14 protein-coding genes and 1 pseudogene are annotated in these 15,246 nt (G+C 39.4%); 7 read left to right on the top strand and 8 right to left on the bottom strand.

Annotated elements, in window-relative coordinates; genetic code table 11:
- Both K8S13_RS20770 and serS read right to left on the bottom strand, forming a co-directional pair.
- Positions 1 to 769 (bottom strand): pyridoxal-phosphate dependent enzyme (locus K8S13_RS20770; RefSeq protein WP_291465613.1); only part of this gene is annotated, 769 nt, incomplete at its 3' end.
- A complete protein-coding gene (gene serS, locus K8S13_RS20765; protein ID WP_291465611.1) occupies positions 759 to 2,048 on the bottom strand; it encodes a serine--tRNA ligase in 1,290 nt (429 codons plus the stop codon). The genes serS and K8S13_RS20770, both read right to left, overlap by 11 nt.
- Before the next feature lie 181 nt (positions 2,049 to 2,229).
- Between serS and K8S13_RS20760 the strand changes: the two genes are divergently transcribed.
- On the top strand, positions 2,230 to 2,817 hold the full coding sequence (locus tag K8S13_RS20760; RefSeq protein ID WP_291465609.1) for a 5-formyltetrahydrofolate cyclo-ligase: 588 nt from the start codon (positions 2,230 to 2,232) through the stop codon (positions 2,815 to 2,817).
- A gap of 76 nt (positions 2,818 to 2,893) precedes the next feature.
- Here K8S13_RS20760 and K8S13_RS20755 read toward each other — a convergent pair whose 3' ends face one another.
- Complete coding sequence (locus K8S13_RS20755; protein WP_291465607.1) at positions 2,894 to 3,901, bottom strand: TrkA family potassium uptake protein; 1,008 nt, start codon at positions 3,899 to 3,901, stop codon at positions 2,894 to 2,896.
- A gap of 139 nt (positions 3,902 to 4,040) precedes the next feature.
- A complete protein-coding gene (locus K8S13_RS20750; protein WP_291465605.1) occupies positions 4,041 to 5,390 on the bottom strand; it encodes a hypothetical protein in 1,350 nt (449 codons plus the stop codon).
- A 143-nt stretch (positions 5,391 to 5,533) separates the two neighbouring features.
- Here K8S13_RS20750 and K8S13_RS20745 point away from each other — a divergent pair, with 143 nt between their 5' ends.
- Both K8S13_RS20745 and K8S13_RS20740 read left to right on the top strand, forming a co-directional pair.
- Complete coding sequence (locus tag K8S13_RS20745; protein ID WP_291465603.1) at positions 5,534 to 6,190, top strand: protein-L-isoaspartate(D-aspartate) O-methyltransferase; 657 nt, start codon at positions 5,534 to 5,536, stop codon at positions 6,188 to 6,190.
- A 15-nt stretch (positions 6,191 to 6,205) separates the two neighbouring features.
- Positions 6,206 to 7,090: pseudogene (locus K8S13_RS20740) on the top strand (DUF368 domain-containing protein); the annotation flags it as partial.
- A gap of 218 nt (positions 7,091 to 7,308) precedes the next feature.
- On the opposite strand, the gene epmA reads toward K8S13_RS20740, so the two are convergent.
- Genes epmA through K8S13_RS20725 form a run of 3 tightly spaced genes read right to left on the bottom strand, consistent with a single transcriptional unit; the run spans position 7,309 to position 11,219 of the window.
- Positions 7,309 to 8,226, bottom strand: coding sequence for an EF-P lysine aminoacylase EpmA (gene epmA, locus K8S13_RS20735; protein WP_291465600.1), 918 nt, complete (start codon positions 8,224 to 8,226; stop codon positions 7,309 to 7,311).
- The gene (locus K8S13_RS20730) at positions 8,223 to 9,530 is read right to left on the bottom strand and encodes a histone deacetylase (RefSeq protein WP_291465598.1); all 1,308 of its coding nucleotides are present in this window, start codon (positions 9,528 to 9,530) and stop codon (positions 8,223 to 8,225) included. Before K8S13_RS20730 ends, epmA begins: the two co-directional genes overlap by 4 nt.
- Positions 9,531 to 9,545: 15 nt before the next feature.
- Complete coding sequence (locus K8S13_RS20725; protein ID WP_291465597.1) at positions 9,546 to 11,219, bottom strand: hydantoinase/oxoprolinase family protein; 1,674 nt, start codon at positions 11,217 to 11,219, stop codon at positions 9,546 to 9,548.
- Between the two features lie 223 nt (positions 11,220 to 11,442).
- Here K8S13_RS20725 and K8S13_RS20720 point away from each other — a divergent pair, with 223 nt between their 5' ends.
- The 4 genes from K8S13_RS20720 (at position 11,443) to K8S13_RS20705 (ending at position 14,716) form a co-directional block, all read left to right on the top strand.
- Positions 11,443 to 12,165: an enoyl-CoA hydratase/isomerase family protein gene (locus K8S13_RS20720; RefSeq protein WP_291465596.1), complete on the top strand. Its 723-nt coding sequence runs from the start codon at positions 11,443 to 11,445 to the stop codon at positions 12,163 to 12,165.
- Positions 12,166 to 12,746: 581 nt separating this feature from the next.
- Positions 12,747 to 12,980, top strand: coding sequence for a hypothetical protein (locus K8S13_RS20715; RefSeq protein WP_291465594.1), 234 nt, complete (start codon positions 12,747 to 12,749; stop codon positions 12,978 to 12,980).
- The gene (locus K8S13_RS20710; protein WP_291465592.1) at positions 12,977 to 13,330 is read left to right on the top strand and encodes a type II toxin-antitoxin system PemK/MazF family toxin; all 354 of its coding nucleotides are present in this window, start codon (positions 12,977 to 12,979) and stop codon (positions 13,328 to 13,330) included. The genes K8S13_RS20715 and K8S13_RS20710 overlap by 4 nt, the downstream gene beginning before the upstream one ends.
- A gap of 66 nt (positions 13,331 to 13,396) precedes the next feature.
- Positions 13,397 to 14,716 (top strand): AAA family ATPase, encoded by a 1,320-nt coding sequence (locus K8S13_RS20705; RefSeq protein ID WP_291465590.1) that lies wholly within the window; start codon positions 13,397 to 13,399, stop codon positions 14,714 to 14,716.
- A 46-nt stretch (positions 14,717 to 14,762) separates the two neighbouring features.
- Here the strand turns inward: K8S13_RS20705 and K8S13_RS20700 are convergent.
- Positions 14,763 to 15,246 (bottom strand): LysR substrate-binding domain-containing protein (locus tag K8S13_RS20700; RefSeq protein WP_291465588.1); only part of this gene is annotated, 484 nt, incomplete at its 5' end.

The raw sequence follows: 15,246 nt of genomic DNA, 5'->3' as shown, positions 1-15,246 counted from the left end.
CATATGAATATGATTCCTGGCCAAGAATTCGCCATGCATTTTTTGAATTTAAGAGCACAACCGAATATTGGGTTGAAAGATGTTCCACAATTTTCATGCAGTCATCAAAAACACCTGGAATTTCAAAAACTTGTGCACCACTTCCTAGAGGTTGTGACAGCTGTTGAGAGGTTACCTTTTTATGGGGTAAAAGAACGGCAGATTTGATTAAAGGACCCAGATAAGATGCATAGAGTGCAGCAGCAGCAGAAGTATCACCCGTAGATGCGCAGACCGCAATCACATTGGACACAAGGTTCTGATCAATAAGATATTTGATGCTTGACATTGCACTGGCCATACCACGATCCTTAAAAGATGCGCTTGGGTTTTGTCCATCGTTTTTATAGAAAAATGTAAGCCCTACCTTCTCTTTCAGTCTTTCATTGGCTTCAACAACAGGAGTGTGACCCTCGCCAAGATAAATAACAGATTCCAAAGGAATGCAGGACCCAATAAATTCATGATACCTGTATATTCCCTTAAGTGCAGGTATTTTCAGCATCCTTCTGAAATCAAAGATTTTCTGCCAGACTGTCCCTGGAATTTTTTTTAAAGATGGGGCATTTCGATCATGAATGAGCAGTACCTGATTACACTCAGGGCAAACATATAACAGTTTTTTAATGGAATATTCAGCAGAACACCCAAGGCATTTATAATATAGCTCTCCTGTTACCTTTGGTATGATATAAGGTTTTATATCCTCTGGGAAGCAATCAAGCATCATGTTGAATCACCTTTTGCCCTCCCATATATGATACCAATACATCCGGGATAACCACTGATCCATCAGCCTGTTGAAAGTTCTCCAATATGGCTGCAAATGTTCTTCCTACGGCCAGTCCGGAACCATTTAAAGTGTGAACATATTCAGGTTTTTTTTTATCCTTTCTTCTAAATCGTATGTTGGCACGTCTGGCCTGGAAATCCAGACAATTGCTGCAGGAAGAGATTTCCCTGTATTTGCCCTGGTCGCCCTGGCCCGGCATCCATACTTCAATATCAAAGGTTTTTGTTGCTGAAAAACCTAAATCCCCGGTGCAAAGTGTGACAACCTGGTAGGGCAGCTCAAGAAGCTGAAGGATTTTTTCGGCATTTTCAAGCAAAGATGCCAGCTCATCAAAAGAGGATTCAGGTGTTGTCAATTTAACCATTTCCACTTTGTTAAACTGGTGCTGTCGAATTAACCCTCTGGTGTCCCTTCCGTATGAGCCGGCTTCTGACCTGAAACAGGGGGTATAAGCTGCAAACTTGCAGGGGAGCATTGATTCATCAATAATTTCATTGGCATAAATATTGGTCATGGGGACTTCAGAAGTCGGAATCAGGTAGTAATCCCAACCCTCAAGTTTAAAAAGATCTTCTTCAAACTTGGGCAATTGACCGGTTCCGGTCATGCTGGCTTTGTTCACGATAAAAGGTGGCAGGGTTTCTGTGTAACCATGTTGAGAAATATGGATATCAAGCATAAAATTGATGAGTGCTCTTTCAAGCCTTGCACCCTTTCCAAAATAGAGAGGAAATCTAGACCCGGCCAGCTTAGCTGCCCTTGTGAAATCAAGAATACCTAAATCTTCACCAATCTCCCAATGGGGCTTTACTTTAAAATCAAATTTTCTTGGTTTCCCATGGATTTTTTCAATCCTGTTTTCAGTATCATCAATGCCTATAGGGACATCTTCATGGGGAATATTAGGCAGAGTGATAAGAAAATCATATATGGTTTCTTCTATGGTTGAAAGCTCTTTTTCAAGTTTTTTTATTGTTTCAGACACATTTCTCATTTGTTCAATAAGAGATCCTGCATCTTCCCCGGCTTTTTTCATTTTTGCAATATCATCGGAAACGACATTTCTTTTATGTCTGAGTTCTTCTATTTCTAAAAGCCTGGTTTTTCTTTTATTATCGTTATTTAAAAGAGGGGTAAAGTCTATCTTAGCCCTTCTTTTTTCCATTCCATTTTTAACAAGTTCCAGATTATTTTTCAGTAATTTTAAATCCAGCATTTTTTTTCTTTATTTTACCTCGTGTATAATGCTTTAAGTTCTTATTTTAAAAGATTCTTCAATAATTATAACCTGATACCATGAGGGGTATAAACAGTCAATGATTATTGCAGGTTGACAATTACCCGCATGTGGTTAATATTTGCTAAAAACTTTTTTTGTAACAAAAGGGACAAGCGTAATGGATGAAATAAAAAATGGGAAAAATAATAATTTAACATTGGTGGCCGAGAGGCTGGAGAACTTTACAAAAGAAGAACTTTTTGGCAAACTCAAAAAGATTGAGCATAAGCTTTTTGAGTTTGCCAATTTCATGGAAGCTCAGCTGGTATTATTATATGCCCCGATAAGTAGTGAAATCCCCACACAAGCAATTATTAAAAGAGCATTAGAGATAGAAAAGGGAGTTGCTTTGCCCGTCTTTACCGGTGCAAAAAATGCCATCAACCTTTATAAAATCAATAATGATATTAAAGATCTTGTAATAAGCCCCAATGATATCCTTGAGCCGAATATCGAAAAATGCAAAAAAATATCATTGGAAGATGTTGATATTGCAATTATTCCAGGGCTTGCATTTGATGACAAGGGTGGCAGGATAGGGTTTGGTAATAATTTTTATACTAAGCTGATTACAAAACTTCCTGAAACCTGTAGGAAAGTATCCCTGGCCTATGAGGAGCAGGTTGTAGATCAGATTCAGATGGAATCAAGAAAATTTACTGTTGATATTATTATTACAGATAAACGGGTGATTTATAAGATATAATCCCTTTAGCTGAAATCATGAACACAAATAAACGGGTAATTTTCCAAAAGAGAATTAGGGCGAGGGGATGGCCCTTTTAATTTTTTTCAGTATTGATTGCTTTGGCAAATTTTTTTAAATCAGGTGATTTTCCCATAACAATAACAATATCATCGGACTCAATCAGGGTTTCAAAATGGGGATTAAAAAGCATTTCTCCAGATGCTTTTCTTATGGATATAATGATGAGATTGAAATCCTGCCTGATTCCGGAATCTTTTAGTGCAATATTGGTATACCTGGAGTGTTTCGGCACAAAAATTTCATCAATCTGAATGCCTTCTCCTTTTCTGGACAATGCAACCTCAAGAAAGCTGCTGACATTCGGTCTTAACAGCTTTAATCCCATGGATATGGCCCCGATATCATATGGGGATTCAACAAAATTTGCCCCGGCAATCATGAGTTTCTTTTTAACATCGGGGTTGCTGGCACGTGCCATAATATAAATATCAGGATTTAGCTGTCTTGCGGTTAAGACAAGGAAAACATTTGCAGTATCAGTTCCAAGTGCAGCAACCAGAAAGGATGCATTGTTAATACCTGCTTTTGCCAAAAGATCTTCATCTGAGGCATCCCCTTGAAGATAATGTGTTTTATCTTTATCTAATGTGTCAATAAGGGTATCATCATTGTCAATTACAACAATTTCATTTGTCTCTTCTTTTATCAGATGACACAATACTCTCCCGATGCGTCCATATCCACAGATAATATAATGGTTTCTCAATCTACTGATTTTCTTATCCAACATTTTTCTCCCTAAAATTGATTGTAACTCGCCTTCAACAATGGATTGTACGAGAACACCCGCAATATATAAAAAATAGCCTACCCCTGCGAGCATCATGATGATTGTGAATATTTTTCCGGCAGGAGTTGTTTCATGGACTTCCATAAAGCCTACTGTACTCAGGGTTATGGCAGTCATATATGCTGCATCAAGAAAGTCCCATTTTTCAATCACCATATATCCGCCAACACCAATCAAAAAAATAATCCAGGAAAGAAGAAAGGCTCTGGTGATTTGTTCAAGTCGATTCATAGGGGTATAAATACTGATCTTAAGAATAAAAATCAAGGTAAGATTACTTAGATGGATTTTTAAAACAAGTAAATTTTTTTCTTTAAAAGGCTGCTCCCGTTGTAAAGAACAGCCTTTTTAAGCTTATACCATTTAGTCTCTAATTCCCAATAGAGAGAGTAAAAACAGAGTCATCACTATTTGCCCCGGCACTGCCGCTATTAGGAGTTACTTCCAGCCTTATCGTAATAGAACCCTGGGGAGGGTCAGCAGGATCATCGGCAGGAGGTATAATTAATGAAAAAGAATATGCTTGCCCAAGCCCGGTAGAATCGGATATGTCAAAATCAATAGCACCCACCAATTCACCTTCGCTAAAGGTGCCGGATTTGCTGACTTTTACAGCGGTACCACCCACCAGGGAATTGCCCCACACATCACCGATATAATAGGTAAACGAATACGTCCCCCCGTTAATTCTATCAATGATGAAACTAGTTGGGGTCAAAGCAAATGTTGCCTGCTCAGCAGAAAAAAGGACGTTCATACTGTCCCATATTATGGTATTGGACTGATATTGTCCATCGACGTCTGTAAACGAGCCGCTTTCATCACTGTCAATATATTTTTCCCCACTATCATACGCCCCATTATCATTGGAATCAATGTAGGGTTCACTCATATCTAAAGTCAAAACATCTATGCCTTCATCATAAACATTGTTACCGTTAACATCATTAAAGCCTTCATCTCCCGGAGTATAGGCCACAATTTTACATAAGCCGACATTGCCTGATACAGAGCCTATAACCCCCCCAAGATCTGGAGTAGTTGGAGGGGAAGACTGCAAAATTGCTTCGGCAACTCCAAAGACAGTAGAAGACTCAAAACCGTCACTGGTTCCAATAGTCCCACCCTCGGACATAAGACTTACCCTTGTTCCATCCGGCACAACATTGCCGTATCTATCCCCCAGATATACTGTAATTGTGTCCTGAAGCCCAAATGTTCTACCGCCTGCAATATTATGAAACTCAACAGCCATACCAAGCTGCTCTGCTGCTGGTAGACCACTGACAATCGTAACTTTTGCTTCTGTGGTAATTATAAGACCATCTGCATCATCGTAGGTGGCATTAACTCCCACTGTACCTGAAACAGTACCGCCGATCACGGTAACGGAAACCTCACCATTCACTGTGTCTGCTTCAGTTGCTGATAATTTTTCTCCCCCCCCCAAAGGTGTTGAAATATTAAATGTAATCAAATGAAAATCCGGGACTGGATTATCTGAAATATCATTAACTAAAAAGGTAATAATAGATGTATTTGAAATACCGGAACCTGCTACACCAATAGTTTCAGGAGAAATAACACCAATAAAGATTTCAGCCGGTGGTCCGCCATCATCAGCTCCACTATCATCACCTCCGCTATTTCCTTCACTGTTACAGCCACTTATCATCAAAAGTGCGAAGAGTACCATGATTAGATATTTTATTGATCTCATTTTTACCCCTTATATAATATTTTATATGTAATATTAGTGTAATATATAGGATAGTATTAGAGTAGGAAGATGTTTTTGTCAAGAAAAGTGTGAAAACCTGTATCTTCTTGACGGACCCACTGGTTGCTGGTATTAAGATGGGCATGAAAAACGAACCCAAAAAATTTGTTCGCCGACGGTGTGAAATGATCGAAAAACAGATTGTTTCCCGGGGGGTAACCGATCCTTTGGTTCTTGAGGCAATGTCTAACGTGCCCAGGCATTTGTTTGTCAGTGAGGCCCTTGTTGACAGTGCATATGGAGATTTTCCCCTTCCCATTGGAGAGGGACAGACGATTTCCCAACCCTATATTATTGCAGAAATGACGCAAAGCCTTGAATTAAAAGGTCATGAAAGGGTTCTTGAAATCGGAACCGGATCAGGATATCAGGCGGCTATTCTGGCCCGGATCGTTTATAAAGTATATACCATAGAAAGAAATAACATCCTGTTTTTACAGACAAGAAAACTTTTTGATACTTTAAAATACCATAATATTGTCACCAGATATTCAGACGGAACCCAGGGCTGGAAACAGGAAAGTTCTTTTGATGCCATCATTGTTACAGCAGGTGGGCAGCAAATTCCTGTGCCATTGATTGAACAGCTTTCAATTGGAGGACGGCTTGTTATGCCGGTTGGAGGTAATTTTTCCCAGGAATTACTAAAGATTGAAAAGACTGAAGACGGGTTCAAAACGGTAAACCTTGGTGCCTGCAGATTTGTAAAATTGATTGGTCAGCATGGTTGGGGTGAGTAGGGCTCCAGAAAATTAATGAAAAAAGATTTCAAACAACTTTCATTAATCAAAGAGCTTCTTATTGGTTTTTGCCTGGGAACAGCGAATATTATCCCCGGGGTTTCCGGGGGCACATTTCTTCTGATTTTTAAAATTTATGAGCGTGTCTTTTCCATTCTGGATAATATCAATAGAACCAATATCCTTGAGTTTTTGAGGTGTATCATCAGAATTGTTTTTAAGGCCCCCAAAGCGCAATCATTGAAAATTTTTATCAATTTTTTGGAAAAGAATGATTTTATCTTTCTTTTTAAATTAATTGTGGGTGCTGTGGCGGCTATTATCTGCCTTTCAAGTTTGATGAAATATTTGATTATTTATCATTTCAGCGTTACCTATGCATTGTTTTTCGGTTTGATTCTAGTTTCGATTGTTATTCCTGTAAAAATGCTGACGGATAAAAAATTTTATCTGGTTTTCTTTATTATTTTAGGAGTTGTCTCTACAATTTATGTGACGGTTGCAGTTGATCCTTATGAAAAAGTAAAAATGAAATCTGAATCTTATGAAGGCCAGTACCTAAAAAATAAAGAGGTTAAACAGAAAGAGTCAGATAACAAAGCCTTTTCTTTCACAGGAAAATATACGCCGGATGAATACATATATGCTTCAGTTTGTGGAGCGATTGCGGTTTCAGCGATGGTTCTGCCCGGTATAAGCGGATCTCTGGTACTTATTCTGATGGGAGAATATTTTGAAGTTGTGTCTGCAATTTCAGGGTTAAAGACCTTGAATGTGGATAATGCGGTTTTTTTAGGGTGTTTTGCAATCGGCATTATTCTGGGTGGTCTTTTGTTTTCAAAGCTTATCAATATTGTTCTGAAAAGATATTATAATGCCACCATGGCGTTTCTTATGGGGTTGATGGCAGGGTCTTTATATGCCCTGTGGCCTTTTAAAAAAAGTGTTATTATGGCACAGCAATATTTCAAACAAGATGGTGTGATATGTATTGCCCAAAATGTGAGGATCTACACAAATATAAATGAAATTCCCCTGTTTCACTGGCGTCCTTTATTATTGGGTGCATCATTATGTTTTTTTTTATTGGAAAAAAACTTGGCAGGTGAGCAGAAATTTTATAGGGTTTCCGGGGTAAAAGCCACCACATCATCAATGGATGCAGTATCACAGAAAATCATGACAAGTCTGTCAATACCCAAAGCAATACCTGCAGTATCGGGCATGGTTTCAAGATCTTTTAGAAATTTGTGGGGTATAGGGATAGGAGGTTTATTCTGAGAAACCCGGATGCGGTTTTCTTTTTCAAACCTTAGTTTTTGCTCAACCGGATCAGTCAGTTCTGTGAATCCGTTGGCAATCTCAATACCGGCCAGATAAAGTTCAAATCTCTGGGCATATTGAGGCTTGCCGGGTATCAGTTTTGCCAGGGATGCAAGGCTTGCCGGGTAATCACACAAAAAGGCCGGTGTTGTATTGCCGAGGTGGGGCTCTATCTGGAAACTTAAAATTTTATCAAAGCTATTATCATTCAAGGCTTTATTTAAAGGTTCGTCAGTATAGATGTCAAAAGCCTGCTGAACGGTAAGCTTTTGCCAGGGGTGATCTAAGCTAATCGTTTTATCCTGATATCTGATCTGGTTCTCAAGGTTGAGTCTTGCAGCGATAAATTTTATCAGTCCCTGGCATTGATCCATTAAATCAAGATAGGTGTTATCTTTTGCATACCATTCCAGCAGGGTTAGTTCCGGCAGGTGCTGCGATCCTCTTTCGTCTTTCCTGAAGCATTTGCAGAGTTGGAAAATTTTATTAAAGCCCTTTGATAACAATCGTTTCATGCAAAGTTCAGGAGAAGCCTGCAGGTACCAGCCTTGTGAAGTGACCGGATCAATCTGAGCTTCGGGGATAATGCAGGGGCACAGGATAGGCGTATCTACCTCAAGATAAAGGTTGCCGGTAAAAAAATCCCTTATGGCCTGAATGATAAGGGCTCTTATCTCAAGATATCTATATTGTTTTTTTTGATCCGCCCTCACTTTATTTCATAGGTATCTTTTGTTCTGTCTTGCAAAAAGACGGTGTTAAATTTATTTTTATCTGCCTGATCAAAAAATTTGTATCCTGTTTCTATACAGGCTTTACAGGCATTGATGGGGATATGTATAGCAAGAATATGACGTTGTATTGTCTTGGAATCAATTTCAAAACACCCTCCGCAATCCCTGCAAATTCTTACCTTTTCTTTTTGCTGCTCAAAGATATTGTCGGTATCATAAAATATTTCCCGGTGTCTGACCTGAAGATCACCGGGAGTTCCGGCTTTTTGTCTTAGCCTGTCTTTCTGCTTCCAATATGAATTGATAAGGTCAGTGGTTTTTTTAATTTTATCAGTGATGCTTACGGATTGTTTCAGGCGTTCCGGATCATAATCCGGTTCAACAACGCCGGAATAGTCAAGGCCTGCCATGGCAAGAATAATCCCTAAGTTCACGTAGGGCAGAGCACCTTCAATGGAATAACCCCCTTCAAGAACAGCAATATCGGGTTTAAGAAGAGAGGTGAGCTTTGCATATCCCTGTGCTGAAAAATTCATATTGGTGAGAGGATCGGTATAGTGGTTATCCTGTCCGGCAGAGTTGACAATAAGATCCGGTTGAAATTCTTCTAAAACAGGCAACACACAATTGTTTATGACATAAAGATATCCCTGGGTGGATGTGCCCGGTGGCAACGGTATGTTCAGGTTAGACCCTTTTGCATTGGGACCCCCCAGTTCATCTGGAAATCCTGAACCGGGATACATGGTTCTTCCATCCTGGTGCAGGGAAATGAACAATATATCAGGATCATGCCAGAAGATATCATTGGTTCCGTCCCCGTGATGGCAGTCGGTATCAATTATGGCAATTTTTTTAACACCGTATTGGGATCTGATATATTCCACCATGATGGCTTCCATATTTATGTGACAAAAGCCTCTGCCACCATGGGAAACCCTCATGGAATGATGCCCGGGAGGACGAACCAGTGCAAATCCGCTTTTTACTTCCTTGTTTAAAACTGCATCTGCAATGGCTTTGGCTCCTCCTGCGCTGATCAGATGGGATTCGGTAGTAATGGTTCTTTCATCCGGTACGCAGAAATGTGCCCGCTGGATATCCTGGGCTGACACAATGTCAGGTTTATATTCAATAATACCCCCAATGTCGAAAATGCCTTCCTCTGTAACTTGATCCTGGGTATATAGAAGTCTTTCTTCCCTTTCGGGATGGGTAGGATCTATAGCCCAGTCAAATGCGGGGAAGAATACAAGACCTGTCTTATGGTGTGCCTTTAACATTATTACCTCATAAAATTATTGCAAAACTTTTTCAAAGCCTTTAATCAGGCCAGGTTTAAGCTGCATTTTCGTTCTGAATATTTTACCTCTGGGTGAGAAATTTCGAACAATATTGAATTGTTGAAATTCAACCACTTCCACTTCATTCAGATTGTCCGGATCTGCACCTGAACTAATGGCTTTTTCTTTTAAAAGTGTGTATGCGGTTTCGATTAAATCATCTTCAGAATAAGTTTTTGAAATGGGTTCTGCAAAATCTTCTTCATGGGCAGTTACAATGCCCTGCTCTGTATCGGCATTTAAGGAAACTTCACAGGTGGTTCTGGCAAGGGCTGCACCAATGGCATTTGCCACGGAAAAATGAGGTACCACAACGGTTTCAATTTGATAAAGATCTTCTATTTTTTTTGCAAAATAGGGGGCAGGCCTTCCAAGAAGGAATATCTTTTCCGGGCTGATTTTATATCCTTCAAGAAATTCATGAACCGTATAAACCGGTTTAGAATTAAGCTTATCTATCATTTCAAATGTTTTTTTAAGAATTATGGAACAGCATTTTTTAAATATTTGATCAGCAGTTTCTATGTCAGTCAGCTTCAGTTCCTTGGCAATTAAATGAATACCTTCCTGGGCTTTTTGCCTGTTTCCTTCATTCATCTGCCCCAGTACAACCATGGCATCGGTGGGAGTCGGCCCGGGTCCTCCAAACGCCATGGCTGGTCCCTTGCGGCCAGGTCCGATGATCAGTTCCTTGTCTTTGACTCTTACGGTGCTGTCTCCCCCAATCCCTTCTGAGTCGGTTAAAAGGGATCTGATCAGGCTTTTATACCGGCCCCTTCGAATTCCAACGGGCTCAAATAAAGGCACCTTGTTAACCAGAAAAGCAATATCAGTGGTTGTGCCGCCAATATCCAGCACGATGGCATCCTGATTTGCGGGGGCATAGGGGATGGCTCCCATAATACTTGCGGCAGGCCCCGACAGCACGGTTTGACCTGGAAAAGACATGGAAGATTCAATGGTCATGGTGCCGCCATCCGCTTTCAGAATTTGGATAGGAATGGTCAGCCCCTTTTCCTCAAGGGAGTGTTTGACAGCCTCAAAAAAAGATTTGTGAAGGGAAAACACGGCCGCATTTAAATGGGTTGTGGCAATTCGGCGGGGAAAATTAAGATTCCCCGAGACACGGTACCCCAAAAATACTTTTTTGAAATGTTTGTTTATAATTCTTTTAATAAATATCTCATGGCTGGGATTTCGAACACAAAATTTGCCGACAACGCCAACATATTCAATGCCGGCCTTTTTTAGCTTTCTGGCAATATCTTCGATCTCAATTTTGTTTACCGGTGCTTTTTCTCTCCCCCTGTGATTGATAGAGCCTGCAACACAATAATAGTGCTCACCTGTTCTGAAAAATTTGGGATCAATCCCGGGACCCGCTGAAACAATCATTCCAATGGGATCCATATTTTGTTGAACAATAGCATTGGTTGTCAGTGTTGTTGAAATAACAATCCGTTTGATTTTTTTTGGATCGATATTATCCAGAAGTTGGGTAAAACCTGAGAGGATCGTATTGAAAAGATCTACAGAGTCTGTGGGCACTTTAATTTTTTTTTCAATACCGTTTCTGCTTAAAAGAACAGCATCCGTGTGTGTGCCGCCGACATCTATTCCAATAATCATGGCGAATTCCTGATTTTTAGTATATTACAGCCTATAATTTACTCTTTATATCATTGCGGAGCTTGTCAGAAAAAATAAGGCTTGTCAATGAGATTTTCTGTTGAAATCCATATAGTATTTGTTTGGAAAATCGGCTTTAACCTTGAAATATTAAAATAATTAATTTATTGATGGATAACGTTGTTTATTTTGAAGAATGAATATTAGTTTGCAGGGAGTGATTATGGCAATTATTGAATGGGAAAAAAATGAATCTGTGGCAATTATTAATATGTGCAACGGCCCTAACAAGCAGAATCTTGAATTTGTAGGGCAGATGAATCAATGTTTTGATGAAATACTGGAAGATAAAGAGATTTTTTCTATTATTTTGACATCCACGGATGAACAAAATTTTTGCCAGGGGATTGATGTTGAATGGCTGGGGCTGAAAATGAATGAACAGGATTTTGACAGTGTAAAATTATTTTTACACGGAATGAACACAATTTTTAAAAGGATTTTATTCATGCCTGTTCCAGTCATTGCCGCCATTAACGGTCATGCATTTGGAAATGGTGCCATGTTGGCCTGTACGTGTGATTTCAGATTTATGAAAAAAGATAAAGGTTTTTTTTGTTTCCCGGAAGTGGACATCAGTATACCCTTTCTTCCGGGTATGATTGCCTTTGTTCGCAAGGCCATACCTGAATATAAATTTAATGAGATGATACTTTCAGGAAAGCGTCTGGGTGCCCAGGAGCTGGAAGACAGCCATGTGATTGTTAAAGCAAGTGCTGACAACGAAGCGCTTCTCAAAGATGCAGTGGCGTTTGCCAGAACGTTCATGAAAAAAAGAGGAATTTTTGGTGAGCTGAAAAAAAGGATGCACAAGGATATCATCAAGGTCATGGAGACAGAAGATATTGAAATAATCGATTCACTGGCTATTTTTATCCAGGAATAGGCAATTTGCCGGTTATAGAAGAAAGGAATAAAAATAAATTTTGTTATGTACTTACCGTAACGGGAGATTGGTTTTGGAAATAATCGCTATCTCAATATATCAAAGAAGTTATATTCAATTTTCCACAGAAAGAATGCCTGGGTGACCTCAACGATGATGGTGTAGTTGATGGCTCCGATCTTAAAGTGTTTGCTAACGATTTTGGAAAAATGGGTTGTAACATACCTTAAAAAATTAAAACAAATCTGACAGAGGCATTTTTCAGCAAACAAAAAATTGCACCTTTAGTTGCAGAGATCTTTTCGATTAGAATATAAAAAAATAACCTCTCCTACATTTCGAGGGGTTATCCCTTAACGAAAAACAGGCGGCCCAGTTTTATTACGATGCCAGGTCAGAAATTACCGAACGAATAAATTCAGCGGAGCGCAAAAAGCCACGCCCGCTGATTTAGACGTTCCAGGCGGCTGCACCGCGATTTGCCTCCCTTCAGCAAAAAGATATGTATTGACTCCCATAGTCATTAGGCCTATAATAGGACTGTGATATTGGACTATTATTTGGTACTAAAAGGAGGGTGTATGCAACAAGCAAAATTCAGTATTCAAGAAGTACAAATAAATTTTTTGAATAGTTTTAAATCCTTAGGGTTTAAGGATAAAAGTTCTCTGGTTCGAACAGCTATTGATCATTTTAAAAATAACTTGGAACTTGAAAGCTTAAAAAAATCTGCTGAGTTATATTCCGAAATTTATTCCGGGGACGATAGCCTGAAAGAATTGACTGAGACAGCTTTAACTGGATGGCCGGAATGACAATATTGAAGAGAGGAATGATTATTGACGTAAATCTTGACCCGACCCAGGGTTCAGAAACAGGAAAAATCAGACCATGTATAATTGTAACCAATAATATTTATAATGAAAGAGTGCCAGTCATTCAAGTTGTTCCAATTACTGAATGGAGTGCAAAAAAAGTTCGAATCAAAACCAACATTGAACTCAAACTTTCACAAGAGAATGGCCTATCAAAAAAATCTGTAGCAGATTGTTTGCAGACCCGTCCTATTGATCATCGTTACAGACTGGTAAAAATTCGTGGTAAATTGTCGCAGTCTAAAATACAGGAAATAAATCAAGCCTTATTAATTGTTTTTGCACTTTGATTTTATAGTGGCGATAAAAATAACTATTTTCTTGCTTATTGTTTGCAGAATAGATATATTTTATCCATGGCTTATATTTCCAGAAACATTGAACCGGAGTTGTATGGGTTTATCGACTCTTTAGATGAACACAAAGACGTGCTCCTGGTAGAAGGAGCGCGTCAGGTTGGGAAGAGTACCGTGGTTGAGCATGTGATCAGCCAGTTTCCGATGGAAAAAATCATCATTAACCTGGAAAAGGATCGTCTTTTCAGGTTGAAGATTGATGAATGCAAGCAGTTTTCAGAGTTTGAGGACTTACTGCGGATATCTTTTGGTTTTGACCCGTCAGCAGGAGGTATTCTTTTTATTGACGAATCCCAGGAAAGTATGGTTCTTGGTCAGTTTGTTCGTTTTATGAAGGAATCCTGGCCGCGCACAACCTCAATTCTGTCAGGATCGACCCTGGCAAGGCTGTTTCGAAAAGATGTTCGTTATCCGGTTGGTCGGGTGAAAAGACTCACGGTGTCGCCATTTTCTTTTTATGAGTTTTTGCGGGCAGGGAAAAATGATTTTCTGGTTGAAAAACTTAAAACACCCTCTCAAATTTCCACAATAGTCCATAAAGAGCTTCTTTTAAACCTGGATAAATATTTAGAGGTTGGCGGTTTGCCGGCAGTTGTTCTGGAATATTTTTTGGACCGGGATTTCAGGCAACTTCGCAGTGCGGTTATTGCAGACTATGAACAAGATTTTATCCGTCTGTTTGGTGAGGATGATCTAAGTATTGTCAAGGCTTGCTTTAAAAGTGTGGCAAATTATGCAGGGTCTCCTTCGAAAAACAGCAGTGTCGTACCCTCACCCACAACACCCGTACACCATAAAATTAATCAGATTTTTACCCGGCTTGAGCAGTGGAAACTGATATTTTGTTCAGAACAACATGGGGTATCACCGGAACACAGTCATCGTTATCTGCCCAAGCGCTATCTGTTTGACACAGGAATATTAAGGCACTATCGGGAGGCAGCAGTCCCGTCAATTGGTCTCATTGATTCAGTAGGTTCGGACTTAAGAAAACCCCTGGGTGGTATTGTCGAAAATCAAGTGGCAATAGAGCTTGCCCGGAAAATTTCTGACCTGCACGGCTGGAAAAAATCCCCTTCCGGAATGGAAATTGATTTTATTTTGCGGCATGGAGATCACTTTGTACCCATTGAATGTAAGGCAGCAACCCGGATAAAAAAAACACACCTGAAAGGCATCCTTTCTTATCTGCGGATGTATGATCAAAAAAAAGGGGTAGTGGTCAGCTTCTCACCCTATGAGCATATTTATTGTGATGGGGGAATTGAAGTTGTCAATATTCCGTTATATATGGCTGAAAATATATGGGATCTGGTATAAGAGGGAGGGTAGAGAGTAATAAATTATGAGTTTTGCTTCTGGCCATCTAAAGGGCTATCTGTGCAAATTCAATAAATTTTTTACAAATCGGAGACATGGTCCTTTTTTTTGATGTGGTCAGATAAAAAAAACGGTTAAGGTCAAGGCCTCTTACAGATAAAGCTTTTAAACGTCCTTTGTCGATATCATCCTGAACTGCTATGGTTGAAAGGATGGAGATTCCAATGTGATTTAAGATGCCTTGGATAACAGAGACCGTGTTTCCCATGGTGATATGGATTTTTAATTTTTTAGAGTCAAATCCTGCATTATCCATGCTTTTAAGGATGGATTGCCATGTTCCCGATCCTTTTTCTCTTGCAATAAATTTTTCTCCAAAGAGCTTTGAGCAGTCAATAAAGGTTTTATCTGCCCATTTATGATTTAAGGGAACAATCAGTTTCATTTCATCTGCAACAAGTCTCTCCTGTTTGATCTGTGGATCATCAATTTTTGCACCGACAATGCCGATTTCTATTTTTCCATTCTTG

This window comes from Desulfobacula sp., assembly GCF_021107415.1.
The sequence above is the reverse complement of the archived record's forward strand: the minus strand, read 5'-3'. Positions and strand labels throughout refer to the sequence as shown.